Source organism: Pseudomonas sp. SW-3 (assembly GCF_016615645.1).
In the GTDB taxonomy this organism is placed as follows: domain Bacteria; phylum Pseudomonadota; class Gammaproteobacteria; order Pseudomonadales; family Pseudomonadaceae; genus Aquipseudomonas; species Aquipseudomonas mandelii.
This window is the reverse complement of record NZ_CP067098.1, coordinates 1,757,424-1,783,143: the sequence shown is the minus strand read 5'-3', so window position 1 is coordinate 1,783,143 and position 25,720 is coordinate 1,757,424. Positions and strand designations below refer to the sequence as shown.

Annotated in this window: 30 protein-coding genes; 17 read left to right on the top strand and 13 right to left on the bottom strand. The window is 60.1% G+C overall.

The genetic code is table 11. The features are described 5' to 3' along the window. Positions 1 to 64 precede the first annotated feature (64 nt). From JIO00_RS07975 to JIO00_RS07965, 4 genes are all read left to right on the top strand, one after another. A complete protein-coding gene (locus JIO00_RS07975; protein ID WP_010461909.1) occupies positions 65 to 472 on the top strand; it encodes a PA2817 family protein in 408 nt (135 codons plus the stop codon). A gap of 271 nt (positions 473 to 743) precedes the next feature. Then, on the top strand, positions 744 to 875 hold the full coding sequence (locus tag JIO00_RS29935; protein WP_010461912.1) for a hypothetical protein: 132 nt from the start codon (positions 744 to 746) through the stop codon (positions 873 to 875). 77 nt (positions 876 to 952) lie between these two features. Beyond that, the gene (locus JIO00_RS07970; RefSeq protein WP_010461914.1) at positions 953 to 1,135 is read left to right on the top strand and encodes a hypothetical protein; all 183 of its coding nucleotides are present in this window, start codon (positions 953 to 955) and stop codon (positions 1,133 to 1,135) included. A gap of 105 nt (positions 1,136 to 1,240) precedes the next feature. After that, on the top strand, positions 1,241 to 2,455 hold the full coding sequence (locus JIO00_RS07965) for an MFS transporter (RefSeq protein ID WP_010461916.1): 1,215 nt from the start codon (positions 1,241 to 1,243) through the stop codon (positions 2,453 to 2,455). Here the strand turns inward: JIO00_RS07965 and arfB are convergent. Together arfB and JIO00_RS07955 are read right to left on the bottom strand one after the other, a co-directional pair. Then, positions 2,452 to 2,865: an alternative ribosome rescue aminoacyl-tRNA hydrolase ArfB gene (arfB, locus tag JIO00_RS07960; RefSeq protein ID WP_010461917.1), complete on the bottom strand. Its 414-nt coding sequence runs from the start codon at positions 2,863 to 2,865 to the stop codon at positions 2,452 to 2,454. The genes JIO00_RS07965 and arfB overlap by 4 nt on opposite strands. Before the next feature lie 225 nt (positions 2,866 to 3,090). Then, positions 3,091 to 4,506: an amino acid permease gene (locus tag JIO00_RS07955; protein ID WP_010461919.1), complete on the bottom strand. Its 1,416-nt coding sequence runs from the start codon at positions 4,504 to 4,506 to the stop codon at positions 3,091 to 3,093. A 931-nt stretch (positions 4,507 to 5,437) separates the two neighbouring features. Between JIO00_RS07955 and JIO00_RS07950 the strand changes: the two genes are divergently transcribed. Both JIO00_RS07950 and JIO00_RS07945 read left to right on the top strand, forming a co-directional pair. Beyond that, positions 5,438 to 5,575 (top strand): hypothetical protein, encoded by a 138-nt coding sequence (locus tag JIO00_RS07950; protein ID WP_010461921.1) that lies wholly within the window; start codon positions 5,438 to 5,440, stop codon positions 5,573 to 5,575. Positions 5,576 to 5,645: 70 nt separating this feature from the next. Beyond that, entirely contained in the window at positions 5,646 to 6,611 is a 966-nt protein-coding gene (locus JIO00_RS07945; RefSeq protein ID WP_010461923.1) for a hypothetical protein, read from the top strand. 234 nt (positions 6,612 to 6,845) lie between these two features. On the opposite strand, the gene rluB is transcribed toward JIO00_RS07945, so the two are convergent. From rluB to JIO00_RS07915, 6 genes are all read right to left on the bottom strand, one after another. After that, positions 6,846 to 8,144 carry a 23S rRNA pseudouridine(2605) synthase RluB gene (gene rluB, locus JIO00_RS07940; protein WP_010461925.1) on the bottom strand — a complete coding sequence of 433 codons (1,299 nt, stop codon included), beginning with the start codon at positions 8,142 to 8,144 and terminating at the stop codon, positions 6,846 to 6,848. Between the two features lie 157 nt (positions 8,145 to 8,301). Beyond that, the gene (locus JIO00_RS07935; protein WP_010461927.1) at positions 8,302 to 8,493 is read right to left on the bottom strand and encodes a DUF1289 domain-containing protein; all 192 of its coding nucleotides are present in this window, start codon (positions 8,491 to 8,493) and stop codon (positions 8,302 to 8,304) included. Positions 8,494 to 8,628: 135 nt separating this feature from the next. After that, positions 8,629 to 9,615 (bottom strand): SMC-Scp complex subunit ScpB, encoded by a 987-nt coding sequence (gene scpB / locus JIO00_RS07930; RefSeq protein WP_077748017.1) that lies wholly within the window; start codon positions 9,613 to 9,615, stop codon positions 8,629 to 8,631. Between the two features lie 11 nt (positions 9,616 to 9,626). Beyond that, positions 9,627 to 10,448: a segregation and condensation protein A gene (locus JIO00_RS07925; protein WP_010461931.1), complete on the bottom strand. Its 822-nt coding sequence runs from the start codon at positions 10,446 to 10,448 to the stop codon at positions 9,627 to 9,629. Beyond that, on the bottom strand, positions 10,449 to 11,078 hold the full coding sequence (locus tag JIO00_RS07920) for an L-threonylcarbamoyladenylate synthase (protein ID WP_010461933.1): 630 nt from the start codon (positions 11,076 to 11,078) through the stop codon (positions 10,449 to 10,451). A gap of 13 nt (positions 11,079 to 11,091) precedes the next feature. Then, entirely contained in the window at positions 11,092 to 11,955 is an 864-nt protein-coding gene (locus JIO00_RS07915; protein WP_010461935.1) for a PHP domain-containing protein, read from the bottom strand. A gap of 87 nt (positions 11,956 to 12,042) precedes the next feature. On the opposite strand from JIO00_RS07915, the gene JIO00_RS07910 reads away from it, so the two are divergent. The 6 genes from JIO00_RS07910 (at position 12,043) to JIO00_RS07885 (ending at position 16,348) form a co-directional block, all read left to right on the top strand. Further along, positions 12,043 to 12,639 (top strand): septation protein A, encoded by a 597-nt coding sequence (locus JIO00_RS07910; protein WP_077748018.1) that lies wholly within the window; start codon positions 12,043 to 12,045, stop codon positions 12,637 to 12,639. Between the two features lies 1 nt (position 12,640). Next, positions 12,641 to 12,940: a YciI family protein gene (locus tag JIO00_RS07905; protein ID WP_008156126.1), complete on the top strand. Its 300-nt coding sequence runs from the start codon at positions 12,641 to 12,643 to the stop codon at positions 12,938 to 12,940. Between the two features lie 109 nt (positions 12,941 to 13,049). Further along, complete coding sequence (locus tag JIO00_RS07900) at positions 13,050 to 13,463, top strand: translation initiation factor 2 (RefSeq protein WP_010461943.1); 414 nt, start codon at positions 13,050 to 13,052, stop codon at positions 13,461 to 13,463. Positions 13,464 to 13,470: 7 nt separating this feature from the next. After that, positions 13,471 to 14,148 (top strand): response regulator transcription factor, encoded by a 678-nt coding sequence (locus tag JIO00_RS07895; RefSeq protein WP_010461945.1) that lies wholly within the window; start codon positions 13,471 to 13,473, stop codon positions 14,146 to 14,148. A 261-nt stretch (positions 14,149 to 14,409) separates the two neighbouring features. Further along, entirely contained in the window at positions 14,410 to 14,859 is a 450-nt protein-coding gene (locus JIO00_RS07890) for a Spy/CpxP family protein refolding chaperone (protein ID WP_200667932.1), read from the top strand. Between the two features lie 148 nt (positions 14,860 to 15,007). Then, positions 15,008 to 16,348: a sensor histidine kinase gene (locus JIO00_RS07885; protein ID WP_077748020.1), complete on the top strand. Its 1,341-nt coding sequence runs from the start codon at positions 15,008 to 15,010 to the stop codon at positions 16,346 to 16,348. Positions 16,349 to 16,436: 88 nt separating this feature from the next. On the opposite strand, the gene JIO00_RS07880 is transcribed toward JIO00_RS07885, so the two are convergent. Further along, positions 16,437 to 17,000: an NAD(P)H nitroreductase gene (locus tag JIO00_RS07880; RefSeq protein WP_010461952.1), complete on the bottom strand. Its 564-nt coding sequence runs from the start codon at positions 16,998 to 17,000 to the stop codon at positions 16,437 to 16,439. Positions 17,001 to 17,122: 122 nt separating this feature from the next. Between JIO00_RS07880 and JIO00_RS07875 the strand changes: the two genes are divergently transcribed. Beyond that, on the top strand, positions 17,123 to 18,577 hold the full coding sequence (locus JIO00_RS07875; protein ID WP_010461954.1) for a TrkH family potassium uptake protein: 1,455 nt from the start codon (positions 17,123 to 17,125) through the stop codon (positions 18,575 to 18,577). On the opposite strand, the gene JIO00_RS07870 is transcribed toward JIO00_RS07875, so the two are convergent. After that, on the bottom strand, positions 18,534 to 19,595 hold the full coding sequence (locus JIO00_RS07870) for an AraC family transcriptional regulator (protein WP_200667930.1): 1,062 nt from the start codon (positions 19,593 to 19,595) through the stop codon (positions 18,534 to 18,536). The two genes, JIO00_RS07875 and JIO00_RS07870, sit on opposite strands and share 44 nt — an antisense overlap. Before the next feature lie 163 nt (positions 19,596 to 19,758). Between JIO00_RS07870 and JIO00_RS07865 the strand changes: the two genes are divergently transcribed. Both JIO00_RS07865 and JIO00_RS07860 read left to right on the top strand, forming a co-directional pair. Next, positions 19,759 to 20,070, top strand: coding sequence for a DUF962 domain-containing protein (locus JIO00_RS07865; RefSeq protein WP_010461958.1), 312 nt, complete (start codon positions 19,759 to 19,761; stop codon positions 20,068 to 20,070). 99 nt (positions 20,071 to 20,169) lie between these two features. After that, positions 20,170 to 20,760, top strand: a complete 591-nt coding sequence (locus tag JIO00_RS07860) for an HD domain-containing protein (RefSeq protein ID WP_010461960.1) — start codon at positions 20,170 to 20,172, stop codon at positions 20,758 to 20,760. A 137-nt stretch (positions 20,761 to 20,897) separates the two neighbouring features. Here the strand turns inward: JIO00_RS07860 and JIO00_RS07855 are convergent, their stop codons facing one another. Further along, positions 20,898 to 21,713 (bottom strand): UDP-2,3-diacylglucosamine diphosphatase, encoded by an 816-nt coding sequence (locus tag JIO00_RS07855; RefSeq protein ID WP_010461962.1) that lies wholly within the window; start codon positions 21,711 to 21,713, stop codon positions 20,898 to 20,900. Between the two features lie 129 nt (positions 21,714 to 21,842). Here JIO00_RS07855 and JIO00_RS07850 point away from each other — a divergent pair, with 129 nt between their 5' ends. Further along, entirely contained in the window at positions 21,843 to 22,607 is a 765-nt protein-coding gene (locus tag JIO00_RS07850) for a helix-turn-helix transcriptional regulator (protein ID WP_077748023.1), read from the top strand. Positions 22,608 to 22,679: 72 nt separating this feature from the next. Next, entirely contained in the window at positions 22,680 to 23,570 is an 891-nt protein-coding gene (locus JIO00_RS07845; protein ID WP_077748024.1) for a DMT family transporter, read from the top strand. Here JIO00_RS07845 and JIO00_RS07840 read toward each other — a convergent pair. Both JIO00_RS07840 and JIO00_RS07835 read right to left on the bottom strand, forming a co-directional pair. After that, on the bottom strand, positions 23,564 to 23,851 hold the full coding sequence (locus JIO00_RS07840) for a SelT/SelW/SelH family protein (RefSeq protein ID WP_010461968.1): 288 nt from the start codon (positions 23,849 to 23,851) through the stop codon (positions 23,564 to 23,566). The genes JIO00_RS07845 and JIO00_RS07840 overlap by 7 nt on opposite strands. A gap of 45 nt (positions 23,852 to 23,896) precedes the next feature. Next, the gene (locus JIO00_RS07835) at positions 23,897 to 25,687 is read right to left on the bottom strand and encodes a FimV/HubP family polar landmark protein (RefSeq protein WP_200667928.1); all 1,791 of its coding nucleotides are present in this window, start codon (positions 25,685 to 25,687) and stop codon (positions 23,897 to 23,899) included. Between the last annotated feature and the right edge of the window lie 33 nt (positions 25,688 to 25,720).

Sequence of the window (25,720 nt, the reverse complement as noted above, 5' to 3'; positions counted from 1 at the left end):
CCTGTAAAAACGGGCGCAGGAGCTTTATACTCCTGCGCCCGTTTTGCTCTTGAGGACTTATCTCGTGTCCAACGTCGTTGCCGATCATCTTGTCTTGCTCGACCACTTGCGCAGCATCCTGGTCGCGGTAGGTGAGGCCGAACAGGTTCCCGAAGAAAGCCATGCCTTGTTCCTGGAGCGCTTCGACGAATTGCGTGCGTTGCTGCCGGTCGACCCGATCGAAAGCCAATACCTGGGCCAGGACATTCTGTGCCAGGTGATCACCCGTTACCCGCAAATCGCCCACCTGGTCCCGCGCGACCTGTTGTGGTATTTCGCCGGTGACTGCCTGCATTACATGCCCGATGATGAAATCGATTTGTACCAGGCACTGGAAGAGCGTCGTTTCGAAGCCGAACAGAACGACGAACCTTTCGACTGGAATCAGGAAAAACAGCTGCTGGCAATGTCGAACGACGAGCCGAAGCACTGATCACCGACTGGAATGCAAAGGGCCCGCATGGTTATTCATGCGGGCCTTTTTTATGGCATTGCCGAATACTGTGATGTCTGGCCGGGCCCTTCGCGAACAGGCTCGCCCCTCTGTTTTGTGTCACTGCTATTGACCTGTCTAGACAACTCCATCCGTCGAAACAAATGGATATAAAAGTCTGTTTGTCATTTCTCCTGCTGTATCCTGCCCAAGCTTTTTAAAAGCGCGGATCTACCAGATCTATCAACAGACTTTGCGAGGAGCGCGAACCATGCACGAGATCCCTAATCTCCCCTTCCCAAGCCTGCACGAAACTGAGCAGACAACCACGCAACAAGCCGGTGCCCAACAGCCCGAGCCGAAAGAAGCCACTGAACGCCGCCAGGCCGACAGCGAAGACTGAAACACCCGCAATGCCAGACCGTGTGGAAAGCGCTAACATGCGCTTTCCACACCGCCTGAACCCTTGAGCTGCCCACCATGACCGACGACTTCACAGAGACCCAGGCCAGCGTCCTGATCGGCACCGCCGAGAAGATGATCGAGATCTGGAATCGCCTCTCCCCCGAGAAACAAGCCGCGTTGCTCGCCCGTTTTGGCACCGAAGAAAACGCCCTGGCCGCCCTGGTCACGACGCAACTGGTCGCCCCCGCAAAACCCTGATTAACCCCCCGCACGGCAAATAGTTTTACTTTTCCACGCCCCACGGACGCTCGCGCCGCTATCATAAGCTGCCTATCTATCCTGCTTTCCCGTGGACCTTTACCCATGTCTGAAAACCAGCGCCCCCTGGCGGTCACGCTGCAAGTCGTTTCCATCGTTCTCTTTACCTTCATCGGCTACCTGAACATCGGCATTCCCCTCGCCGTATTGCCCGGCTACGTCCACAGCGATCTCGGCTTCGGCGCAGTAATCGCGGGGCTGGTGATCAGCGTGCAATACCTGGCCACCCTGCTCAGCCGCCCTTATGCCGGGAAAATCATCGACAATAAGGGCAGCAAACTCGCGGTGATGTACGGTCTCGCCGGTTGCGGTTTGAGCGGCGTGTTCATGCTGATTTCAGCCTGGACCCAAAGCCTGCCGATGCTGAGCCTGATCAGCCTGCTGATCGGCCGCCTGGTGCTCGGCAGCGCAGAAAGCCTGGTGGGCTCCGGCTCGATTGGTTGGGGCATCGGCCGGGTCGGCGCGGCGAACACCGCCAAAGTCATCTCCTGGAACGGCATAGCGAGTTACGGCGCACTGGCAGTCGGCGCGCCGTTGGGTGTGTTGCTGGTCAGTCAACTGGGCTTGTGGAGCATGGGCGTGAGCATCGTGCTGCTGGCCGTCCTCGGCCTGGCACTGGCCTGGCCAAAAACCGCCGCGCCGATTGTGGTCGGTGAACGGCTGCCGTTCATGCATGTGCTGGGACGGGTGCTGCCCCATGGTTGCGGCCTGGCCCTGGGCTCGATCGGATTCGGCACCATCGCCACCTTCATCACGCTGTATTACGCCACACAGCACTGGGACAACGCGGTGCTGTGCCTGAGCCTGTTCGGCGCCAGTTTCATCGGCGCGCGATTGCTGTTCGGCAATCTGATCAACCGCCTCGGCGGCTTTCGCGTGGCGATTGCCTGCCTGTCGGTGGAAACCCTGGGGCTGCTGCTGCTGTGGCTGGCGCCGGATGCACATTGGGCACTGGCCGGTGCGGCATTGAGCGGTTTCGGCTTCTCGCTGGTGTTCCCGGCGCTGGGCGTGGAAGCGGTCAACCTGGTGCCGGCCTCCAGTCGCGGTGCTGCGGTCGGGGCTTACTCGCTGTTCATCGATTTGTCGCTGGGGATTACCGGGCCGCTGGCCGGTGCGATTGCTGCAGGGTTTGGCTTTGCCTCGATCTTCCTGTTCGCCGCGATTGCTGCATTGAGCGGTTTGGCGCTGAGCGTTTATTTGTACCGGCAGGCACCGAAGCACTTGAGTGAAAAGTACCGCGAAGGGCGCGACGCTCGCTAGAAATCGATCTTGCCGCGCCCGGCCTTGATGCTGCCGCGCTTGGTCTTGGATTCCAGCCGACGTTTCTTCGAACCGAGGGTCGGCTTGGTCGGGCGGCGTTTCTTCTCGACTTTGGTGGCGCTGAGGATCAACTCGACCAGCCGCTCCAGCGCATCGGCGCGATTGGCTTCCTGCGTGCGGTATTGCTGGGCCTTGATAATCAACACGCCATCGCTGGTGATGCGACTGTCACGCAGCGCCAGCAGCCGTTCCTTGTAGAACTCGGGCAAGGACGAGGCCGGAATGTCGAAGCGCAGGTGCATGGCGCTGGAGACCTTATTGACGTTCTGCCCACCGGCGCCTTGCGCGCGGATGGCGGTCAACTCGATCTCGGCATCCGGCAGATGCACATTGTTGGAAATCACCAGCATGGAAAAGCGTCCGTATTCAGAACGCGCAGGATACCGCGAATGAACTGAAAGCATGCGGTCCCTGTAGGAGCGAGGCTTGCCCGCGATAGCAGTGTTGTCAGTCGACATCTTTGTTGCCTGACACGACCCCATCGCGAGCAGGCTCACTCCTACACGGGGGTTGTGTGAAGCCTGAAAATGACAAACCCGGCACATGGCCGGGTTTGTTGTTTCTGCGAGCTGCGCTTACTTCGCGTTTGCAGCCTGCAACGCATGCTGAGCGCTGCGCTTGTTCTTGATCCCGTAGCACACCCACATGAACGCGACCCAAACCGGAATCGCATACACCGAGATCTGGATGCCCGGGATCAACAGCATTACGCCGAGAATGAACACCACGAACGCCAGGCAGACGTAGTTCCCGTATGGGTACCACAGGGCTTTGAATAGCGGCGTCTGCTTGGACTTGTCCATGTGCTGGCGGAACTTGAAATGCGAGAAGCTGATCATCGCCCAGTTGATCACCAGGGTGGCAACCACCAGCGACATCAGCAGTTCCAGCGCGTTTTGCGGGATCAGGTAGTTCAGCAACACCGCAATCAACGTCACCGCCGCCGAAGCGAGGATCGAACGCACCGGCACGCCGCGCTTGTCGATTTTCGCCAAGGCTTTCGGCGCATCGCCCTGCTCGGCCATGCCCAGCAGCATCCGGCTGTTGCAGTAAGTGCCGCTGTTGTACACCGACAGCGCCGCCGTCAGGACCACGAAGTTGAGGATGTGTGCGGCGGTGTCGCTGCCAAGCATCGAGAACACTTGCACGAACGGGCTACCGCTGTAGGAATCACCCGACGCATTCAGGGTCGCCAACAGGCTGTCCCATGGCGTCAGCGACAGCAGGATGACCAGCGCACCGATGTAGAAAATCAGGATCCGGTAGATCACCTGGTTGATGGCTTTCGGGATCACAGTTTTCGGCTTGTCGGCTTCTGCTGCGGTGAAACCGAGCATTTCCAGGCCGCCGAAGGAGAACATGATGATCGCCATGGCCATCACCAGGCCGCTAACCCCGTTCGGGAAGAAACCGCCGTGGGCCCACAGGTTGGTCACCGAGGCTTGCGGGCCGCCGTGGCCGCTGACCAGCAGGTAGCTGCCGAGCGCGATCATGCCGACAATCGCCACGACCTTGATGATCGCGAACCAGAACTCGGCCTCGCCAAAGACTTTGACGTTGGCCAGGTTGATCAGGTTGATCAGGACGAAGAAGCCGGCGGCCGAGACCCAGGTCGGAATGTGTGGCGCCCAGTAGTGGATGTATTTGCCGACCGCAGTCAGCTCCGACATGCCCACCAGGATGTACAGGATCCAGCAGTTCCAGCCCGACAGGAAGCCGGCGAACCCGCCCCAGTATTTATGGGCGAAGTGGCTGAAGGAACCCGCCACAGGCTCTTCGACAATCATTTCGCCGAGCTGGCGCATGATCATGAAGGCAATGAAGCCGCAGATGGCGTAGCCGAGGATCATCGACGGGCCGGCAGATTTCAGTACACCGGCCGAGCCCAGGAACAGCCCGGTACCGATCGCGCCACCGAGGGCGATCAGTTGAATATGGCGATTTTTCAGGCCGCGTTTCAGCTCGCCTGAATGCGAGTTTTGTCCACTCATGAAAAGGGTCTCACGCAAGGTTTGATGATGTTCGTTAGACGTTGCTGCTCGGTTGCGATTTCAAGCAGCGCCGATCAAACCCCAGCGAAGGCAAAAGGAGTTCAGCGTTTTTACAACGGTCATGCGTCACCTGTTTGTTTTTATCTGTGACGAAATCGAACCCGACACGCTTGTGGCGCGGCGGAGTGAACAAGGCGGATAGCCTTGAGGTTTGCGCAGATGCGCAGGAGGTCACAGTTAAAACGCGGCGCATTGTACACCTGTAACCCCCTGCTGCCAGACACCGCTGGATCAGCGCGTCGTTTGCCGGGATTGCCTGTGTCCGCCCCGAGGGTCTCGGGCGGCTGCAAAAATTGGGTCAGACCTTTGCGGGTCTTCGACGGGGACGACGAACAAATCGCCCTCGGGGGAGAAGTGGAGATGAGTCACGGCGTTCATTGCGCCTCCTTCTTGTTATGCACCTGCACGACAGGCATGGAGCGCATCTCACCCTGCCAGCGCCGTTGAAACAAGCGAGCCAGAGCCTTGCAGGGTGGTTGAGCGACGTGTATTCGGAAGGATTTCCTTACACACCTTCCGTGGACGTCAATCCAAGGGCTCAGAGGCGATAATCCGTCAGCTTTTCTTTACAAGCCGTAACGCACACTTTCCAAATCAGATCAATCCGTAGGACGACTGCAAATTGACGTTAGGAAGCTTCCTAAGGAAAAGGTCGAGTTAGTTTTTTGTTTTTAATCGATAAACAGGCCCTCAGAAAACAGAATAAAAAGTTCAAACAAATCTAATTTGATTATTTTTTTGCAATTTAAAAAGCTCTGGACTAGGTTTTCAGCGACTTGCCGAGACGCATCGACCGGCAAGTTGGCACGTTATTCAATGACTGAAAAACGCGCCGCTGCACTTACCGAAAAAGTCATCTAGGAGATTCACAATGCAAGCACTTGAAAAAGACTTGGAAACTGAACTGCAACTGGACGATTGGTTTGAAGCACCGACCCATGAAGCCGCCGTTGAAATGATGCAAGCCGATGCGGTTGTTCCGTTCGGCACGGCGATGTGGCCTCTGTAAGGCCCACCCGGCAGGCACGATCCGGCCGGTTGTGCCTGCCACTTTTTCTCGGTTTGTCAGGGAGGACTACATGGATAAGCAACGCGCCATTTCGCATTTCCTTTACTACCTCGAACACCACCCTGCCGTTGCCGGCATCAACCCGGCAAAGGTCTTGCTCGGCCACACCGCTGATTACGAGGCACTGACCGGCGCCATCGCCGAACAGGCCAGTGACAGCCAGCCCTTCCGTTTCAGCACCCTGCGCCTGGACATCGAGCCGACAGAAAAGCTGGCCCAGGCGATTGCCGAAAGCGATCTGTACATTTTCTTCTACGACTCTTCCACCCTGCCCAATCCTCGCCCCGACGGCCCGGAGTTTGTCCGTGCGCTGCAAGGTGTAATGGCCGAGAACTGGAAGAAGTCGCTGCTGTTCAAGGATTACGGCGATTACTTCTACGACACTTTCAGCGTCACTCCGCAGCGCATAGCGGGCTTGAACAGCCACTTGATCCAGCGCATGTCTCACGCGACAACGTTGAGTTTCAAAGATGATCACGGCTCGTGGTTTGAAACACCGCTGAACAGCATCAAGAAGTGGACCGACATCAACGGCATCGGCAACTTTGATTTGGCCCCCGGTGAAATTGCCACGCACAGCGAAGCGATCAACGGCCGGGTGAAGTTCATGGGGACCTTCCTCAGCACCATTCCGTTTGCCCGCAAGTACGGGGTGCTGGATTCGCCGCTGGAGTTGTGGATCGAGAACTCGACCATCCACAAGATCGCCACGGAAGTGCCGGGACTGGAACATGATTTCAACAAGTACCTGGAGGCCAATCCGTCGAACCGGCGCATTGAGGAATTGGGAATCGGCACCAATGAAGGCGTGAAAGCGCTGTATGCCCGAAATGCCGGGTTCGAAGAGCGCCATTGCGGGCTGCATCTGGGGTTGGGTGGTGGGGCCAAGGGCAGCCATCATCTGGACCTGATCTTCTCCAGCGGCGTGTTGGCGCTGGATGATGAGCCGGTGTTTGATGGGCGGTTTGTTTTCTAAGCAACATGAACCCTGTGGCGAGGGAGCTTGCTCCCGTTCGACTGCGCAGCAGTCGCAAAACCTGCCGCCACGATTTGCCTGACACACCGGGGTAGAGGGTTTGGGGCCGCTTCGCGACCCAACGGGAGCAAGCTTCCTCGCCACAGGTTTATCTGCATTCTGAAGACCGGCTTTTGCCAGACCAAAAAAAAACGCCAACCCGAGGGTTGGCGTTTTTTATTCGGTGCTTACCGATTACTCAGGCTTGCGACGACCAAAGCCCGGACGCTGGCCCGAACCGGCTGGCGCACCACGGCGTTTGCCTGATGGCGCATCCTTGTCGACCAGAACGATGCCTGGGCGCTTCTTCGCCGGTGCCTTGGCCGGGCGCTTGGTGTCGGAAGGACGGTCTGCCACTGGCGTACCGCGACCCGACTCACCACGAGACTCGCCACGACCGGCTGGAGCACCGCGATCACTGCGACCACCACTTGGAGCACCACGGCCTTCGCCACGTTCAGTGCGACCGTTGGCCGGACGCGGCGTGCGTGGACCGCGCTCGCCATCAGCGCGTGGCGCTGCTGGTTTGCGGGCTGGACGCTCGCCTTCGATTTGCGGTTCACGGGAGTCACGCGGCGTAGCAGCGGTCTGGTTGCCGATGGCTGGACGCAACGAACGCACGCGCTCGGTCTTGCCCATTGGACGCGACGATTTACGCTGCATGCGGTCGAGCTTGTCTTTGCTCTTGGCGTTCATTTGCGGCATGGCCACTGGGGTCAGGCCGACTTCAGCACTCAGAATGTCGACTTCGTACTGGCTCATTTCGCGCCAGCGGCCCATCGGCAGGTCGGAGTTGAGGAACACCGGACCGAAACGCACGCGCTTCAGACGGCTGACCACCAGGCCCTGGGATTCCCACAGACGACGAACTTCACGGTTGCGACCTTCCATCACCACGCAGTGGTACCAGTGGTTGAAACCTTCGCCACCAGGTGCTTGCTTGATGTCGGTGAACTTGGCCGGGCCGTCTTCGAGGACGACGCCTGCTTTCAGACGCTCGATCATTTCGTCATCGACTTCACCACGGACACGTACCGCGTATTCACGGTCCATTTCGTAGGACGGGTGCATCAGGCGGTTGGCCAGCTCACCGTCGGTGGTGAACATCAGCAGGCCGGTGGTGTTGATGTCCAGGCGACCGATGTTGATCCAGCGACCTTCTTTCGGGCGCGGCATCTTGTCGAAAACGGTCGGACGGCCTTCCGGATCAAGGCGGGTGCAGATTTCACCGTCGGGCTTGTTGTACATGATCACGCGGCGTACCGACTCGGCGGCTTCTTCGCGCTTGATCACCTTGCCATCAATGGTGATGGCGTCGTGCATGTCGACGCGCTGCCCAAGGGTGGCGTCTTTGCCATTGACCTTGATGCGGCCGTGGCTGATCCAGGCTTCCACGTCACGGCGCGAGCCGACGCCGATACGGGCGAGGACTTTCTGCAGTTTTTCGCCTGCTGGGCCGATTTCCTGGTCGTCTTTCTGGTCGTTGATACTCATCTGGGCACCTCCCGGTGTGGTCTGTTCAGGCGGCCCTGAATTGAGCGTCCTGAAGCGATGTAAAACTAGGCACTTTGGCAAAGGGATCGCCAAAGGGTCGCGAATCATACGCTCATGGAAGCGTTCGCGCATCAGAGACTAGCTGATGAATGGAGACTTACTTGCCTTTCCGCCGACCGGCGGCGCCAAGCTTGATCAACCGCAGCGACGCTTCGGCCAGCACCGTGCGCTTGTCGGACTTGTCGAGTTTCTTCCAGGCCCTGATCTCGCGCTTGCTGCGGCCGCAGCCGAGGCAGATGTCATCGGTGAATTTGCAGACGCTGACGCAGGGGTCTTTGGTTGAGCTCATCAAATTCTCCAGGCAACACAGAACCCCTGTAGGAGCGAGCCTGCTCGCGATGAGGGAGTGTCAATCGACATCGTTTTGCCTGACCCACCGCTATCGCGAAACAGGTCACTCCCTCAGGGGGAATCGGCGTCCGGGTCAGTCGTCGAATTCGCGGCGTTCGGCTTCGATGGCTTCGGCCAGAGCCCGGGCTTCGGCCTCTTCGTCGCTCAATTCGGGTTCGGGTTTGTGCTGTTCGAGGGCAGCCACAGCAGCCAGAAGTTTCTCCCGCGCTTCGGCGACACCCAGCACGTCATCTTCCAACTCTTCTTCCGGTTCTTCTTCGACTGTGGCTTCAGGCTCGACCTGAAGTTCAACTTCGATTTCAGGCTCAGGCTGATCCAGCACCTCTTCGGAATCCGTCACCGCACTATCACGCAGGATGTCATCGAAGTCGGTCTTGAGCCCCTCTTCCATGGTGTCCAGTTCCAGCAACAGCGTATGGAAACTGGTCTCCTCCTTGGGTTCTTCCGGTTCGGCACTGGCATCCGCCAGTTCCTGCAAGCCTGCCGGTACCGGTGCGTCGTCAAAATCGAGCACCGGATCAGGCTCCAGCTCTCGCAACTCAGCCAGTGGCGGCAAATCGTCGAGGTTCTTCAGGTTGAAGTGGTCGAGAAACGCCTTGGTGGTGGCGAACATCGCCGGTTTGCCAGGCACGTCGCGGTACCCGACGATGCGAATCCACTCGCGTTCCAGCAGGGTCTTGACGATGTGACTGTTGACCGCCACGCCCCGCACGTCTTCGATCTCGCCCCGGGTGATCGGCTGGCGATAGGCGATCAAGGCGATGGTTTCGAGCATGGCGCGGGAATAACGCTGCGGGCGTTCTTCCCACAAACGGCCTACCCACGGCGAGAACTTTTCGCGGATCTGCAGGCGATACCCGGAGGCCACTTCCTTCAGCTCGAAGGCGCGTCCGTCGCAGGACTTGGCCAGAATCGTCAGGGCTTTCTTGAAGACTGGCGGCTCAGGGCGCTCGCCCTCTTCGAAGAGTTCGAACAGGCGTTCAAGCGATTGCGGTTTTCCCGAGGCCAACAGAAAGGCTTCAAGCAATGGCGCCAGCTCGCGGGGTTCAGTCAGGTTCATGATTCAACTCGTTATTCGGCTCGGGCTCGCACGTGGATCGCCGCGAACGGCTCATTCTGCACCAGCTCGACCAAAGATTCCTTGACCAGTTCGAGGATCGCCATAAAGGTCACCACCACCCCCAGGCGTCCTTCTTCAGCGGTGAACAGCTCGACAAAGGGCACGAAACCGCCGCCCTTGAGCCGGTCCAGCACATCGCTCATGCGTTCGCGGGTGGACAATGCCTCGCGACTGACCTGGTGACTTTCGAACATGTCGCCACGGCGCAGGACTTCGGCCATGGACAACAGCAGCTCTGACAAACGCACGTCCGGCAACAGCTTGCGCGCCCGCGCTTCCGGGGCATCCAGTTTGGGCACCACCACGTCACGCCCGACGCGAGTCAGGCCATCGATGCCTTCGGCCGCCGCCTTGAAGCGTTCGTATTCCTGCAAGCGACGGATCAGTTCGGCGCGCGGGTCATCTTCTTCGTCTTCGATGGTTTCGGCCCGCGGCAACAGCATCCGCGACTTGATCTCGGCCAGCATCGCGGCCATCACCAGGTACTCGGCGGCCAGTTCCAGGCGCACCGACTGCATCAGCTCGACATAGCCCATGTACTGGCGAGTGATTTCCGCCACGGGAATGTCGAGGATGTTGATGTTCTGCTTGCGGATCAGGTACAGCAGCAGGTCGAGGGGCCCCTCGAAGGCTTCGAGAAACACTTCGAGCGCATCCGGCGGGATGTAAAGGTCCAGCGGCATTTCCATGACCGCCTGGCCATAGACCATGGCGAAGGGCAGCTCTTGCTGGGCGCCGGCCTGACTGTCGACAACGGGTTCTACTGCAGACATCTACGCCTCGGCCATGAACGGCGTAGGGTCGCCGCAACCGACGCGGATCACTTCCGGCTCGCCGTCGGCGAGGTTGATCACGGTGGACGCCTTGATCCCGCCGAAACCGCCATCGATGATCAGGTCGACCTGATGCTCAAGCAATTGGCGCATTTCGTAAGGATCGCTCATCGGATCGGTGTCGCCGGGCATGATCAGGGTCACGCTCATCAAGGGCTCGCCGAGCTCTTCCAGCAGCGCCAGGGCAATCGGATGGCTCGGCACCCGCAGGCCGATGGTGCGTTTTTTCGGGTGCAACAACAGCCGCGGGACTTCGCGGGTGGCGTTGAGAATGAAGGTGTAAGGCCCCGGCAGGTGCGCCTTGAGCAAGCGGAAGGTGCCCGTGTCGATCTTGGCGAACACCCCCAGTTGCGACAGGTCGCTGCAAATCAGCGCGAAGTTGTGCTTTTCATCCAGCCCACGCAAACGGCGCACGCGATCCACGGCATTCTTGTCGCCGATCTGGCAACCAATGGCGTAGGACGAGTCTGTGGGATAAATCACCACCCCGCCGCCACGGATGATTTCGACAGCCTGTTTGATCAGGCGCGCTTGCGGGTTTTCCGGATGAATCTGGAAAAATTGACTCACATTCTCTACCTGTTCAGACGGCGGCAATAATTGGGTCATGTTTGAATCGACACCACAGTGGTGGCAGATCCTCCGGGAGCGGGCGGTACTCGCCGATCTCGGACCAGCCTCCAGGGCCATGAAAATCACTGCCGGCGCTGACCAGCAGACCGAACTCGCGGGCAAGAATCGCCAGGCTGCCCACTTGCTCGGCGGGCTGATGGCCATTGACCACTTCAATTGCGTGGCCCCCGGCTTGAATATAGTCAGAAATCAGGCGGCGACGCTTGCTGCGAGTGAAATCGTAGTGCCACGGATGCGCCAGGCTGACCCAGGCTTTCGCGGCTCGTAGCGTTTCGACCGTGTCTTCCAGGGTCGGCCAATGCTGCTTGACGTCGCCCAGCTTGCCAGCGCCCAGCCACTTACGGAACGCTTCAGCGCGATCCTTGACGAAACCTTCACGCACCATCCAGTCGGCGAAATGCGGACGGGCCGGCGCATTGCCGCTGTCGCCCAGTTCCTGCTGGATCGCCCGGGCACCTTCCAGCGCGCCGGGCATGCCTTTCAATGCCAGCTTGCGGCTTATTTCTTCGGACCGTAGCCAGCGGCCATCGTGCAATTTGGCGATCGCCTCGACCAACGGTTCGGCATTGACATCAAATCCGTAGCCGAGCACATGAATGGTCGCGCCGCCCCAGGTGCAGGACAATTCGACGCCGTTGACCAGTTGCATCCCCAGCGAGGTCGCCGCACTGCGGGCCTCATCGAGGCCCTCGAGGGTGTCGTGATCGGTCAAGGCCAGGACTCGCACGCCTTTCTCGAACGCACGCGCCACCAGGACAGCAGGCGCGAGAGCGCCATCGGAGGCAGTGCTATGGCAGTGCAAATCAACATTCACGGGGATGTGTTACCTCAAATCAGCTGGCGCTATCGCGCGCCCATATGTTTGTTATTATGCCGCCACATCCTGCTTCTGGCTGCCACTGTGAAACAATTCATCGATTTCATCCCGCTCCTGCTGTTTTTCATCGTTTTCAAAATTGATCCACGGGTCGTCGACATCGGCGGTCATCAACTGACTGTAGGCGGTATTTACAGCGCCACCGCGATGCTGATCATCAGCTCCCTGGTGGTTTACGGTGCGCTGTTCATCAAGCAGCGCAAGTTGGAAAAGAGCCAATGGCTGACCCTCATCGCCTGCCTGGTCTTCGGTAGCCTGACCCTGGCGTTCCACAGCGAAACCTTCCTGAAGTGGAAAGCGCCGGTGGTCAACTGGCTGTTCGCCCTGGCGTTCATTGGCAGCCACTTCATCGGCGAGCAACTGCTGATCAAGCGCATCATGGGCCACGCACTGACCCTGCCGGACCAGGTCTGGACGCGACTGAACATCGCCTGGATCGGCTTTTTCCTGTTTTGCGGTGCTGCCAACCTGTTCGTCGCGTTCACGTTCCAGAGCTACTGGGTCGACTTCAAAGTCTTCGGCAGCCTGGGCATGACGTTGCTGTTCCTGGTCGCACAGGGCATTTACCTGTCCCGCCACCTGCACGACGCCGATACCACCACGCCAAAAACCGAGGACTGACATGCTTTACGCAATCATTGCCACAGACGTCGCCAACTCCCTGGAAGCCCGCCTGGCCGCTCGGCCTGCCCACCTTGAGCGCCTGCAAGTGCTCAAGGGCGAAGGTCGTATCGTATTGGCCGGCCCGCACCCGGCGGTCGACAGCAATGATCCGGGCGCGGCGGGTTTCACCGGCAGCCTGATCGTCGCCGAGTTCGATTCCCTGAGCGCCGCCCAGGCCTGGGCAGATGCGGATCCGTACATCGCCGCGGGCGTCTACGCCAACGTTTCGGTCAAGCCGTTCAAGCAAGTCCTGCCGTAAATCGCGCCCGCGCGATGAACCTTGCCGGTTCATCGCGCGCTCAACGCTCATTATTCTCGTTCGCCGGCCGACAACCTGCCCAATACTCGTATTGGAATCAGGAGTGGCGATGCGCAAAGGTCCGTTGTGTCTGATGTTGGTGACGTTGTCGATGGTAGCGCCGGCCCATGGTGAAGAAAGCGCCGAGGGCGGCAGTACGACGCCGCTGTCGCTGAGCGCCGGCAGCCAGATCACCGAGTTGCAGCAGCGCTTGAAGGTAAGCGAGCAGCAACGGGAAGAACTGAGCAAACAACTGCAAAATACCGACAGTGAACGCGAAAGCGCTCAGCTGGGCCGGTTGCGCCAAGAGAACCAGCGCCTCAAGCTGCAACTCAAGGAAGCCCAGGCCAGCAATCCGCTGCCACGTCTGCTGACTGATCAGCAGCAATGGTTCGTAATCGGTGGTGGAGTTGCGCTATTGGCCCTGCTCTGCGGTATCTTCGCCAGTGGTGCCACCAGAAAACGTCGGCAATGGCTAAATTGAGTGAGTAATGAGCGAGCTGTTATTAATTGATGATGACCAGGAGCTGTGCGAGCTCCTGAGCAGTTGGCTGAGCCAGGAAGGCTTTCAGGTCCGTGCCTGCCACGACGGCCAGAGTGCTCGCCGTGCGCTGGCCGAAACCTCCCCCGCCGCCGTGGTGCTGGACGTGATGCTGCCGGACGGCAGCGGTCTGGAATTGCTCAAGCAATTGCGCAGCGACCATCCGGACCTGCCGGTGCTGATGCTGTCTGCGCGTGGCGAACCACTGGATCGCATCCTCGGCCTGGAACTCGGCGCCGACGATTACCTGGCCAAGCCGTGCGACCCGAGGGAACTGACAGCCCGTCTGCGCGCCGTACTGCGCCGCAGTCATCCGACGGCGGTTTCCAGCCAGCTCGAACTGGGCGACCTGTGCTTCAGCCCGGTGCGTGGCGTGGTCAGCATCGACGAACAGGAATTCACCCTCACCGTCTCCGAAAGCCGTCTGCTCGAAGCCCTGCTCAAGCAACCCGGCGAGCCGCTGGACAAACAGGACCTGGCGCAAATCGCCCTCGGCCGCAAGCTGACCCTGTACGACCGCAGCCTGGACATGCACGTCAGCAACCTGCGCAAAAAAATCGGCCCACACCCCGACGGCCGCCCGCGCATCGTTGCCCTGCGTAGCCGCGGTTACTACTACAGCCTCTGAGCACCTGAAAGAACTGGATAGGAGCAACCTGTGGCGAGGGAGCTTGCTCCCGCTGGACTGCGCAGCAGGCCTTCTTTTGGGGCCGCTTCGCAGCCCGACGGGAGCAAGCTCACTCGCCACAGGTCACTGCCAGCAAAGTTTGTAAGGACGCCACGAAATCGTCTTTACCCAAGCTTTACGCTCCGCTGACCGCCGCTGACCTTGATCTGCGTATTCTGAACTCATCCGGAACGTACCGGGAACGAGACAAGGAGATTCACCATGCGCAAGACTCTTATCGCTCTGATGTTCGCTGCCACCCTGCCGACCGTTGCCATGGCCATGCCTGAAGGTTCCGGCCCGATGGATGGCCCGATGGACGGCCCGCGCCACGGCGGTCAGATGCACGGCATGCACGGTAAAGGCCCGTACAGCCAGCTGGACCTGAGCCGCGAACAGCGTGAGCAGATCCGCAAAATCATGGGCGAGCAGATGCACGAGCGTAAGCAAGTGGTCGAGAAGTACCTGGAGAAACTCTCGCCGGCCGACCAGAAAGCCATGAAAGATGAAATGGCCGCCAACCACAAAAAAGCCGAAGCCGATGTCCGTGGCCTGCTGAAACCGGATCAACAGAAGAAATTCGACGAGATCCAGAAGAAGAAGGCTGAGCGCCGCGCCGAATGGGCCGAATTCAAGGCGTGGAAAGCGCAACAACCGCAAAAAGCGCAATAATGCACTGACCCCGGACCCGACGGCTAACCCCGTCGGGTCTTTTGCCGTTGTAGGACCTGGCGGTGCGGGCAAGTCGGATCGCCGCACCGCTCGCCCCTACAGGTCGGCCCGCTCCCACATGGGATTTGTGATCGTTTGAGGATTTTCTGTGCGCTCATTGTTCTGGCGTATCCTGGCCAGCTTCTGGCTGGCCATCACTCTGGTTGCAGGGCTTTCCATTCTGTTGGGGCACATGCTCAACCAGGACGCGTGGATTCTCAGCCGCCACCCGGGCCTCAACACCCTGGCCGAACAGTGGACGCAAACCTACGAAGCCCAAGGTGAGGAAGCGGCCCAGGACATTCTGGAACAGCGCAAGCGCCAGTATCACATTGACGTTCAGGTGCTCAACGAGAGCGGCGACCCGGTGGTGCGCGGTACCTTTCCCCGGCGTGCGGCGGCTTTCGAAGCACGGCAGAACAACGACGATCGCCGCCTGCCGTGGCGACGCCTGACCGACGAATACACCAGCGCCAAGACCGGCGACACCTACCTGCTTATCTACCGCATCCCGCACCCGGAACTGGACGCCTGGCACCGCGAAAGCCTGCTCTGGCCGCTAAGTGCGCTGGGCATTGCGCTGGTGGTGCTGACCCTCTTCAGCCTGTTCGTGACCTTGTCCATCACTCGCCCGCTGAACCGCTTGCGCGGCGCGGTGCATGACCTTGGGCAAACCACCTATCAGCAGAACAGCCTGGTGAAACTGGCCAACCGGCGCGACGAATTTGGTGTATTGGCCAACGACTTCAACCGCATGGGTGCGCGCCTGCAAAGTCTGATCGGCAGCCAGCGACAGTTACTGCGCGACGTATCCCATGAACTGCGTTCACCGCTGGCGCGACTGCGCATTGCCTTGGCACTGGCCGAACGGGCCACCCCCGAAGAACGGGAGAAGCTCGCGCCACGCTTGACCCGTGAGTGCGATCGACTAGAGGCCTTGATCAGTGAAATCCTGGTACTGGCACGGGTTGATGCCGACAACGCCAGCGCTGAAGAAGTGGATCTGAACGTGCTGCTCAATACGCTGCAAAAAGATGCGCAATTGGCTTCACCGGAGCAGACCGTTCACCTCGACGCCGAACCGCAGCTGAACCTCAAAGGCTGGCCGACGATGATCGAGCGTGCCGTCGATAACCTGCTGCGCAATGCCCAGCGCTTCAATCCCGCAGGGCAGCCGATTGAAATGCAGGCGGTGCGCCAGGGCGAGCGGATTGTGGTCAGCGTCAGGGACCATGGGCCCGGTGTCGATGCCGAGCATTTGAACCTGCTGGGTGAGCCGTTCTATCGGGCGCCGGGGCAGACGGCGGCCGGACATGGCTTGGGATTGGCGATTGCGCGACGCGCGGCAGAACGGCATGGCGGGAGCCTGGTGCTGGCCAATCACCCGCAAGGCGGGTTCATCGCCAGCCTGGAATTACCGTTGGTGCCCGGTGCAGTCGTCCAGCCTTGAAAGCTTCGCGGGCAAGCCTCGCTCCTACAGGTCCTATGCTGAACACACTATCGAGGCACTGATCGTTCCCACGCAGAGTGAACGATCCTTACTGACCGGGCCAGGCGCTGACGAACTCGGCCAGGTCAACCTTCTCGGCCACGCGCGGTTCTTTCTGCGGTGTGCCCAGGTACAGGAAGGCGATCACCTGTTCTCCTTCCGCCAACCCCAGCCCCTTGGCCACATGCGCCGAATAGGCCAGATCCCCTGTGCGCCACACCGCGCCAATGCCTTGCGCGTAAGCGGCCAGTAGAATCCCGTGAGCGGCACATCCTGCCGCCAGCAATTGCTCGGATTTCGGGTATTTGACGTGGTCCTGCAACCGCGCGATTACCACAACCACCAGCGGTGCGCGCAACGGACCGTTACGTGCCTTGTCCAGCGCCGCCTCGGACACTTCGCTGTCTTGCAGCTTCGCCGCTTCGGCCAGCAACTCGCCCATTTGCTCGCGCGCCGCACCTTCGACTGTCAGGAAGCGCCAAGGCTGCAGGTGGCCGTGGTCCGGCGCACGCATCGCGGCAGAAAACAGCACTTCGCGCTGTTCTGCGGTGGGTGCCGGTTCGAGCAGTCGTGGAACGGAAACACGGTTGAGCAAAGCGTCGAGAGCCTGCATCGGCCACCTCCTGAAAAATATGTGCGGCTATTCTAGCGGTATCTGGCGCGGGGATGCCGGTTTACATGCCCTGCCTCGCAGGTAGAATAGCGGCCTTCCCTTCTTCAGCCCGAGCGGACTTCATGGCGTTGCCGACCTTACGGATTATTGGTTTCATCATCGGCATCTTCCTGATCACGCTGGCCATCGCCATGGTCGTGCCCATGGCCACCCTGGTGATTTTCGAGCGCACGAGCGATCTGCCGTCGTTCCTCTGGGCGAGCATGATTACCTTCGTCGCGGGTTTGGCCCTGGTCATCCCCGGCCGGCCCGAACACATACACTTGCGCCCGCGGGACATGTACTTGCTGACCGTCAGCAGCTGGCTGGTGGTCTGCGTCTTTGCCGCGCTGCCGTTCTTGCTGACCCAGCACATCAGCTACACCGACTCGTTCTTCGAAAGCATGTCCGGCATCACGGCCACCGGCTCAACCGTACTCAACCACCTCGACGACATGTCCCCCGGCATCCTGATGTGGCGCTCGTTGTTGCACTGGATCGGCGGGATCGGCTTTATCGGCATGGCGGTGGCCATTCTGCCGCTGCTGCGCATCGGTGGCATGCGGCTGTTCCAGACCGAGTCGTCGGACCGTTCCGAAAAGGTCATGCCCCGTTCGCACATGGTGGCGCGTTTGATCGTCGCGGCTTATGTGGGCATCACTATTCTCGGCAGCCTGGCGTTCTGGTGGGCCGGAATGAGCCCGTTCGATGCGATCAACCACGCGATGTCAGCGATTTCCACCGGAGGTTTCTCAACGTCCGACCAGTCCCTGGCCAAGTGGACACAACCGGCGGTGCACTGGGTGGCGATTGTCATCATGATTCTCGGCAGCCTGCCATTCACCCTGTACGTGGCGACCTTGCGCGGTAACCGTCGAGCGTTGATCAAGGATCAGCAGGTGCAAGGCTTGCTCGGCATGTTGCTGGTGACCTGGCTGGTACTCGGCACCTGGTACTGGTGGACCACCCAGCTGCATTGGCTTGAAGCGTTGCGACATGTAGCGCTGAACGTGACTTCGATCGTCACCACGACAGGATTTGCACTGGGGGACTACAGCCTCTGGGGCAACTTCTCGCTGATGCTGTTCTTCTATCTGGGGTTTGTCGGCGGTTGCTCAGGCTCGACGGCTGGCGGGATCAAGATATTCCGTTTCCAGGTCGCCTACATCCTGCTCAAGGCCAACCTTAACCAATTGATTCATCCGCGCGCGGTGATCAAGCAGAAGTACAACGGCCATCGTCTCGACGAAGAGATCGTGCGTTCGATCCTGACCTTCTCGTTCTTCTTCGCCATCACCATCTGCGTGATTGCCTTGCTGCTGTCGCTGCTCGGCGTCGACTGGATGACCGCCCTGACCGGCGCCGCCAGCACCGTGTCCGGTGTCGGTCCTGGCCTGGGCGAGACCATTGGCCCGGCGGGCAACTTCGCCACCTTGCCGGACGCTGCCAAGTGGATTCTCTCGTTCGGCATGCTGCTGGGCCGACTGGAGATCATTACGGTGTTTGTTCTGTGTATTCCTGCGTTCTGGCGGCACTGACCAGCGCCGGCGTTTCCATCAGCCGCGCCCGGTACTCACCGGGCGTGGCGTCGAACCAGCGTCGAAAGGCGCGGAAGAAGTTGCTCGGATCGGCAAACCCCAACAGGTAGGCAATTTCCAGCAGGGTCATGGTGGGTTGCGCCAGGTACTGCTCGGCCAGTTCACGTCGCGTGTCGTCGAGCAAGGTTTGAAAACTCGTGCCTTCTTCCTGCAAACGGCGTTGCAAGGTGCGTTGCGACAGGTGCAGCGTCTGCGCCACCGTATCGCGCTTGGGTTCGCCCTGGGGCAGCAAACGGCACAGCACCTGGCGCGCCTTGTGGGTCACGCGGCTCTCGGAAAACCGCGCCAGGTACTCGCCGGCAAACCGGTCGTGCAACAGCGCCATCGCCTCGTTGGCCGTCGGCAGCGGCGCCTCCATGTCGGCGCGTTCGAAGATCAAGGCGTCATAGGGCGCGTTGAACACCAACGGCGCATGGAACGCTTGTTTATAGGGTTCGAGATCGACAGGCTGATCGCCCTGGATCAACACCTTGCGCGGTTGCAACGTGCGCCCGGTCAACCAGCCACACAGCGCCAGCGCGCAGGCCAGCGACGCTTCGGCGCTCTGTCGGGTCGGCGGCAAGTGATCGCCATGCACCGTCAGAATCAGCGCATAACCTTCATCCAGCAGTCGGAAACTCAGGTCGGCACTTTCGGCGATGATCCGCTGATAACGCACCAGCCGCTGAAAGCCTTCGGCCAGGGTCTGACTGGACATCAGTGCGTAGCCAGCCACATGGAAGGACGCCGGTCGCACCACCTTGCCCATGTTCAGGCCAATCGCCGGGTTGCCGGACAGCTCGACCGCGCGCTGCCACAGGCGTGTCATGGAGTCTTGCGGGAAGCGCGCATCCGGATCATCCAGAGACGCGTAGTCGAGCCCCAGCTGCTTGAACAGAACCCGGCAATCCAGGCCGTCCATCTCCAGTGCTTTGACAATCCCCATCGCCCAGCTTGCAGAAGTCGTTCGTTCGCTCATGGCGTTTTCTTACTGTTTTGTGAGCCGTCTACCGCGGCAAGTTTTCGAAGGATACTAAAGTGGCGCCCATTGTCACTGGCTGATGCCAATGATCACTCTAGACTCAAATAAGCTACCCGCAGAACAACTTGCAATCAGAACAACAACCACAGAGATCGCAGTCGTGGAAAACGTCAAACGTTTCAACAGTTTCGCTGAGTTTTACCCGTACTACCTCAGTGAACACAGCAACAGCACCTGTCGACGATTGCATTTTATCGGCACCAGCCTGGTCATCTTCATTCTGGCGCTGACCATCGGCAAAGGTGCCTGGTTGATGTTGCTCGCCTTGCCGCTGGCGGGTTACAGCTTCGCCTGGGTCGGGCATTTCTTTTTCGAGAAGAACCGTCCTGCCACGTTTCAGCATCCTCTTTATAGCCTGCTCGGCGACTTTGTCATGTACCGCGACATGATTCTGGGTCGCGTGCCCTTCTAGGCTCCACTGGCCATCAAAGCGTCCTGCGCAGCCAGTGCGATGTTGGATCCAAGTCCTACACTCAAGACATCCCTTTCGATTAGAACAAGAGGATAGCTGATGAACGCCAATGCACGGTTCACCCACATGCAGGATGGCACGCAGGAAGACTGGGCGATCATCGCCGCCGACTTCAGTGCCTACGCCAGGCAGTTGCCGTCACGGATTGTGGCGCACCTGAAATTGCTGGAGGGTGATTCTGGCGGCTTCCCGGTGGATCGGCTGACCCATTCCCTGCAGACCGCCAGCCGTGCCTGGCGCGATGGCCGGGATGAAGAATACGTGGTCTGCGCGCTGCTTCACGACATCGGCGACACGCTCGGTTCCTACAACCATCCGGACATCGCCGCGGCGATCCTCAAGCCGTTCGTCAGTGCCGAAAACCTGTGGATGGTGGAGAAGCACGGGATATTCCAGGGGTATTACTTCTTCCATCACCTGGGAATGGATCGGCATCTGCGCGAACAATTCAGCGGGCATCCGCAGTATCAGGCGACCATCGAGTTCTGCGCCAAATATGACGCGGCGGCGTTTGATCCGGCTTACGAGACGTTACCGCTGAGCTTCTTTGAGCCAATGATGGAGCGCTTGTTTGCGCAACCGAAGCATTCGATCTACAAGGCGGCGATGGAAGCATATTCGCCAGCCTGACAGATCCGGGGGGACTGCTGCGCGGTCCATCGCGAGCAGGCTCGCTCCCACAGGTGTCAGAGTCCGTGCAGGTCAATACGGTCAAAATTGTGGGCGCGTGCCTGTTCGCGATGGGGCCAGACCAGGCACGCTGACTTTTATGCCGGCTCTGCGATCTTCAAGGCTTTCAATTCGGCCTCCCGCGCCTGGGCATCCGCCAACCGGTACAACTCGATCGACCCGTCCCAATGCTCGATCAATGCCGTGCACGACTCCACCCAATCCCCGCAATTGAGGTAATCCACCCCGCCGACCTTGCGAATCTCGGCATGGTGAATGTGCCCGCACACCACCCCATGCAACTCGCGTTTGACGCACTCGTGGGCGATGGCTTCTTCAAAGTCGCTGATAAAACTGACTGCCGTTTTCACCTTGTGCTTGAGGTAGGCCGACAGCGACCAGTAGCCGTAGCCATAACGCGCGCGCCAGTGATTCAGCCAACGGTTGAGGGTCAGGGTGAATTCGTAGGCCGAGTCGCCGAGAAAGGCCAGCCAGCGGTGATACCGGGTAATCACGTCAAACTGGTCGCCGTGGATCACCAGCAGATGGCGGCCATCGGCGGTCACATGCACCGCTTCGTCCACCAGTTGGATGTTGCCCAGGATCAGCTTCGAATAGCGGCGCAGGAATTCGTCGTGATTGCCGGTGACATAGATCACCTCGGTGCCGCGCTTACTCATGGTCAGCAGGCGGCGAATCACGTTGGTGTGCGCCTGCGGCCAGTACATGCCGCCGCGCAGTTTCCAGCCATCGATGATGTCGCCGACCAGGTAGATCTTGTCCGCGTGGTAGCCCTTGAGAAACTGCGACAGGTGTTCGGCCTGGCAGTCCCGGGTGCCCAGATGCACGTCGGAAATCCACAAGGTCCGCACACGTTGCTTACGGCTGGGTTTGGCGAGCTCGGCGCTGGTCATTGGCAACCCTCAGGACAAGTTTTGGCAAGCTTGCGCGGTTCGGGTTAATGGCCCATGACAGCCGCGAGTCAATCCTGTGACAACGCCCGGCCGGTGTAGACTGGTCGCATCTTGACCGGGAGACCTGCGATGAGACCGATCCTCACGCTGCGCCAATACACCAAGGACCTGATCGTCCACAGCCACGACCACGCACAACTGGTGTTCGGGTTGTCGGGTGCGCTGGACTTCGAGGTCGACGGGCATGGTAGCCAGGTGGTTCAGCAGAGTTTCGTGGTGGTGCCGTCGGGGTTTCATCACGCCTGCGGCAGCAGCAATGGCAGCCGCTGCCTGGTGCTGGATATACCGAGTGACCAATGGGTTTCGCAGTCCCTTGGCGATCACGCCGACGCCAGCCGCCGTTTGCTCGACAACGCTGGGCGCCTGCCGCTGGATGCCGGGCAAAGCCAATTGGTGAGTTGGCTGGCGGGCAGCCAGGTCAGTGACCCGTTGATTGCCCAGCAAGGCGCGGTGCTGTTATTGGCCAGCCTCAATAACGCCAAGCCTGAAATCGTGGGCGGTCGCCGTCTGCCATATGCGGCGTTGAATGCGCATATCGATCAGTACGCGGCGTATCCATTGCAGGTCGCCGACCTGGCGCGCGTTGCCGGGCTGTCCAGTGCCCGATTGCATGCGCGGTTTGTCGCTGAGTGCGGGCAGACGCCGATGGATTACATCCGCAGCCGGCGGCTGCATAGTGCGGTAAGACTGCTGCGCGATTCGCCATTGCCCATCGGCGAGATTGCCAGTCGGGTCGGTTACAGTTCGCAGAGTGCCTTTGCCGCAGCGGTGTTGCGCGAGTTTAGTAAGACTCCGGGCGAACTGCGGCGCGAGGCTGGCGACAAAAGTCGATAGTCTGCCGACAGACTCAGCGAGTATGGCGCGGTTCAATGTCCCCCTCTGTTTGTCTTGTTGTTAAGGATCGCAATGACTCCCCGTACCGCCCTTGGCGCCCTGCATATCGGCGCATTGATGTTCGGCCTGACCGGTGTGTTCGGCAAACTCGCTGCTGCCTCGCCCGCGGTCATCGTGTTTGGTCGCGCGGCATTTGCGGTACTCGCCCTGGCGGTGTTCGCGCGGTTTGCCAGCAGGACGCGCTGGTACACACTCGAAGCGCAGGACTGGCGCCGTCTGCTTCTCAGTGGCTTGCTGCTGGCCGGGCATTGGGTGAGTTTTTTCATTGCGGTTAAAGTCGCCGGAGTGGCGATAGCGACCCTGGGTTTCGCCAGCTTCCCGGCGTTTACCGTGATCCTCGAAGGGGTCATATTCCGGGAGCGGATCCGCGCCAATGAAATTCTGTTGGTGGTGCTGGTAAGTGTCGGGCTGGTGCTGGTCACGCCGGACTTCGATCTGGCAAGTGGCGCCACCACGGGCCTGCTCTGGGCGATCGGTTCAGGCTTGCTGTTCGCCCTGCTGTCGCTGACCAACCGCGCCAGCTCCGGCAGAATCCCGCCGGTGCAGGCCGCGCTGTGTCAGAACGTCGTGGTCGCGCTGTGCCTTCTGCCGGTGGCGGCGCCGCAGTTGAGCGACGTCCGCGCCATCGACTGGCTGTGGATCGGTTTGCTCGGGGTGTTCTGCACCGGCGTCGCTCACAGTCTGTTCGTCGCCAGCCTGGCGGTGATCAAGGCGCGCACCGCCGCCGTGGTGTTCGCACTGGAACCGGTGTATGGCATCACCGTGGCCTGGTTGTTGTTCGATGAAAACCCGACGTTGCGCATGCTGCTTGGTGGCGCCTTGATCATCGTCGCGATTGTGGTCTCCAGCAGACTGTCCGGTTCAAGCAAAAAGACCGTGGCAGCCGAAGCCGCATCTCACTGAGTGCGGTCGTTGTGGCCGAGGTCGCGGTCCGGGTCGATCTGATCGCGGACCCGCTGCTTTAGCACCTTGGCTTCCGGGAAACCGCCGTCGGCCTTGCGCTCCCAGAGCTGCACCTCGTCACAAAAAATATGGAAAACCCCACCAGTGCCGGGCACCAGCGACACTTTGCCCAAGTCGTCGCCGAAGGTGCTCAGCAGCTCCTGGGCCAGCCAGGCCGCACGCAACAGCCATTGGCATTGCGTGCAGTAGGTGATGATGATTTCCGGTTTATGCGTGGTCATGACGGACAAGACTCCTGAGCCAGAGGGCGCCGCTATAGTAGTGGCTCAGCGGATCCCGGCCAACAGGCTCCGGGCGGTTTGCTTGAGCGGCTCATCGCCCTCCTTGAGCAGCTCGTTGAGCAGTTCGATGGCGCTGTCCAGGTCGCCATCATCGATGCAGGTCTGGGCTTGTTCCAGTTTACCGGCATTGGTCGGCTCGACAGGCTCCAAGGTCAGGGAGTCAAGCTCCAAGGACTGACCGGGATCGCTGAACTCGTCGAGAAAATCGTCGCTCAGCGCCTGTGAGTCCGGTTCGGCGACCCACTCAAGCTCTGGCTCATCCAGCGTCGCCTCTTCAGGCATCTCGAATACCTCGGGCAACACGTGCAGATTCGAGGTGAACGCCGGCTCTACGGCCGTGGGTGATTCGTCTGAAGGTTTAGCGTTGTCGAAAGGGCTGATCAGGTCCCAGCTGGAATCCATGGACAGGTCATCCAGATTCAACTGGAACTCGTCGGCAGGTGCCGCTTGCGTGGAAGTGATGACTGCGACGGCTGCCGCTGGTGCCGCTGGTGCCGCTGGTGCCGCTGGTGCCGCTGATGCCGCATTGCTCAGTTTCGGGTGGCGGGCGCGGATGTCCTCAAGCTTTTTTTCGTCGAACCCGCCGTCACGCAGGTTTTTTTCCTGTGCGTCATAGGCGGGAACATCCCCCTGTTTGCCGAGGATTTCCAGCAGTTGCACGCCCAGATCCGTGCGCTGCGGTTCCTTGACCAATGCTTCTCGCAACAACCCTGCGGCTTCGGAAAAACGGCCATACGCCAGGTAGATGCCGACCCCTTCGAGCACATCGCCTGTCGGCGTCTCTTCACGATGATCCGGAGCGGGTTTCAGCATGGGCTGTTGCACCGACGGGTGCGCCGCACGCTCAAGCCCCGGCTCCTGTTTCAAGGGTGAAACGGGCAAAACGGGCGAAGGCTCGGGTAACGCCTGAACCTGCTGGCGTTGACGTCGAACAAACAGCCCCAGCAATACCAGCGCGATCAGCGCCAGCAAGCCGATAATCAGCGGCCAATGGCTGGCCTCGGGCTCTTCAACAACGACGGGGGCAGGTGCCACCGCTACCGGAGTCACCGGCGGCGCCTGATTGACCTCCGACAGTCGGGTTTGCAGTTCGCTCACCTGTTTCTTCTGACCGGCGATCTGTTCATCCTGAGCCTGAAGCTTTGCATTCAACTCATCGATGGTTTTTTGCAGCTGCTGGTTTTGCAACACGCTGGCGGCCAGTTGTTCGGCGGCAGGATCGGTGGCAGGTTGCACGACGGCCGGCGCCGGTGCGGACTTCTTCGCCGCCGGTGCCGGCGCAGTGGCCGGTTTGACGCTCGGGAATGGAGAGTTCTGTGGGCTGGCGGCAGGTTCGTCTTCTGCCGGCACGATCCCCGGTGAACCCGGCGGATCGATCAGCACCGTGTACTCGCGCAGCAAGCGCCCATTGGGCTGATTGAGCTGCACCAGGAAATTCAGGAAAGGTTCATTGACCGGTTTGTTGGAGGTCACCCGGATCAGGCTGCGATTGCCCCGCAGGACCGGCGTGAACTTCAGGTCGTTGAGGAAGAACACCCGATCGACGCCGGCGCGGGTGAATTCCTCCGCTGTCGCCAGGCTGATCGAGAGTTCGCCCTCCTCCAGCCCGCCGACATCGACCAGGGCAATGTCAGCGCGCAACGGCTGATTCAACGCGGAATGAAGGGTAATGTCGCCCAATCCCAGCGCAGGGGCCAATGCCGAGTAAGTGACAGCACCACCGACCAGAAGCAGCCTGGCGCAACACTTCAATACAACGTGCCAACTCTCGAGCATGAGCATCCCTTAGATAACCAGAACCAACCTGTA

Coding starts and splice junctions, on each gene's coding strand:
- JIO00_RS07850 (WP_077748023.1), top strand. CDS start 21,843: ATGAGACCGATCCTCACGCTGCGCCAATACACCAAGGACCTGATCGTC.
- scpB (WP_077748017.1), bottom strand. CDS start 9,615: ATGAACCTGACTGAACCCCGCGAGCTGGCGCCATTGCTTGAAGCCTTT.
- arfB (WP_010461917.1), bottom strand. CDS start 2,865: ATGCTGGTGATTTCCAACAATGTGCATCTGCCGGATGCCGAGATCGAG.
- JIO00_RS07880 (WP_010461952.1), bottom strand. CDS start 17,000: ATGCAGGCTCTCGACGCTTTGCTCAACCGTGTTTCCGTTCCACGACTG.
- JIO00_RS07970 (WP_010461914.1), top strand. CDS start 953: ATGACCGACGACTTCACAGAGACCCAGGCCAGCGTCCTGATCGGCACC.
- JIO00_RS07845 (WP_077748024.1), top strand. CDS start 22,680: ATGACTCCCCGTACCGCCCTTGGCGCCCTGCATATCGGCGCATTGATG.
- JIO00_RS07945 (WP_010461923.1), top strand. CDS start 5,646: ATGGATAAGCAACGCGCCATTTCGCATTTCCTTTACTACCTCGAACAC.
- JIO00_RS07965 (WP_010461916.1), top strand. CDS start 1,241: ATGTCTGAAAACCAGCGCCCCCTGGCGGTCACGCTGCAAGTCGTTTCC.
- JIO00_RS07890 (WP_200667932.1), top strand. CDS start 14,410: ATGCGCAAGACTCTTATCGCTCTGATGTTCGCTGCCACCCTGCCGACC.
- JIO00_RS07860 (WP_010461960.1), top strand. CDS start 20,170: ATGAACGCCAATGCACGGTTCACCCACATGCAGGATGGCACGCAGGAA.
- JIO00_RS07875 (WP_010461954.1), top strand. CDS start 17,123: ATGGCGTTGCCGACCTTACGGATTATTGGTTTCATCATCGGCATCTTC.
- JIO00_RS07840 (WP_010461968.1), bottom strand. CDS start 23,851: ATGACCACGCATAAACCGGAAATCATCATCACCTACTGCACGCAATGC.
- JIO00_RS07950 (WP_010461921.1), top strand. CDS start 5,438: ATGCAAGCACTTGAAAAAGACTTGGAAACTGAACTGCAACTGGACGAT.
- JIO00_RS07925 (WP_010461931.1), bottom strand. CDS start 10,448: ATGTCTGCAGTAGAACCCGTTGTCGACAGTCAGGCCGGCGCCCAGCAA.
- JIO00_RS07935 (WP_010461927.1), bottom strand. CDS start 8,493: ATGAGCTCAACCAAAGACCCCTGCGTCAGCGTCTGCAAATTCACCGAT.
- JIO00_RS07855 (WP_010461962.1), bottom strand. CDS start 21,713: ATGACCAGCGCCGAGCTCGCCAAACCCAGCCGTAAGCAACGTGTGCGG.
- JIO00_RS29935 (WP_010461912.1), top strand. CDS start 744: ATGCACGAGATCCCTAATCTCCCCTTCCCAAGCCTGCACGAAACTGAG.
- JIO00_RS07955 (WP_010461919.1), bottom strand. CDS start 4,506: ATGAGTGGACAAAACTCGCATTCAGGCGAGCTGAAACGCGGCCTGAAA.
- rluB (WP_010461925.1), bottom strand. CDS start 8,144: ATGAGTATCAACGACCAGAAAGACGACCAGGAAATCGGCCCAGCAGGC.
- JIO00_RS07900 (WP_010461943.1), top strand. CDS start 13,050: ATGCGCAAAGGTCCGTTGTGTCTGATGTTGGTGACGTTGTCGATGGTA.
- JIO00_RS07870 (WP_200667930.1), bottom strand. CDS start 19,595: ATGAGCGAACGAACGACTTCTGCAAGCTGGGCGATGGGGATTGTCAAA.
- JIO00_RS07835 (WP_200667928.1), bottom strand. CDS start 25,687: ATGCTCGAGAGTTGGCACGTTGTATTGAAGTGTTGCGCCAGGCTGCTT.
- JIO00_RS07905 (WP_008156126.1), top strand. CDS start 12,641: ATGCTTTACGCAATCATTGCCACAGACGTCGCCAACTCCCTGGAAGCC.
- JIO00_RS07895 (WP_010461945.1), top strand. CDS start 13,471: ATGAGCGAGCTGTTATTAATTGATGATGACCAGGAGCTGTGCGAGCTC.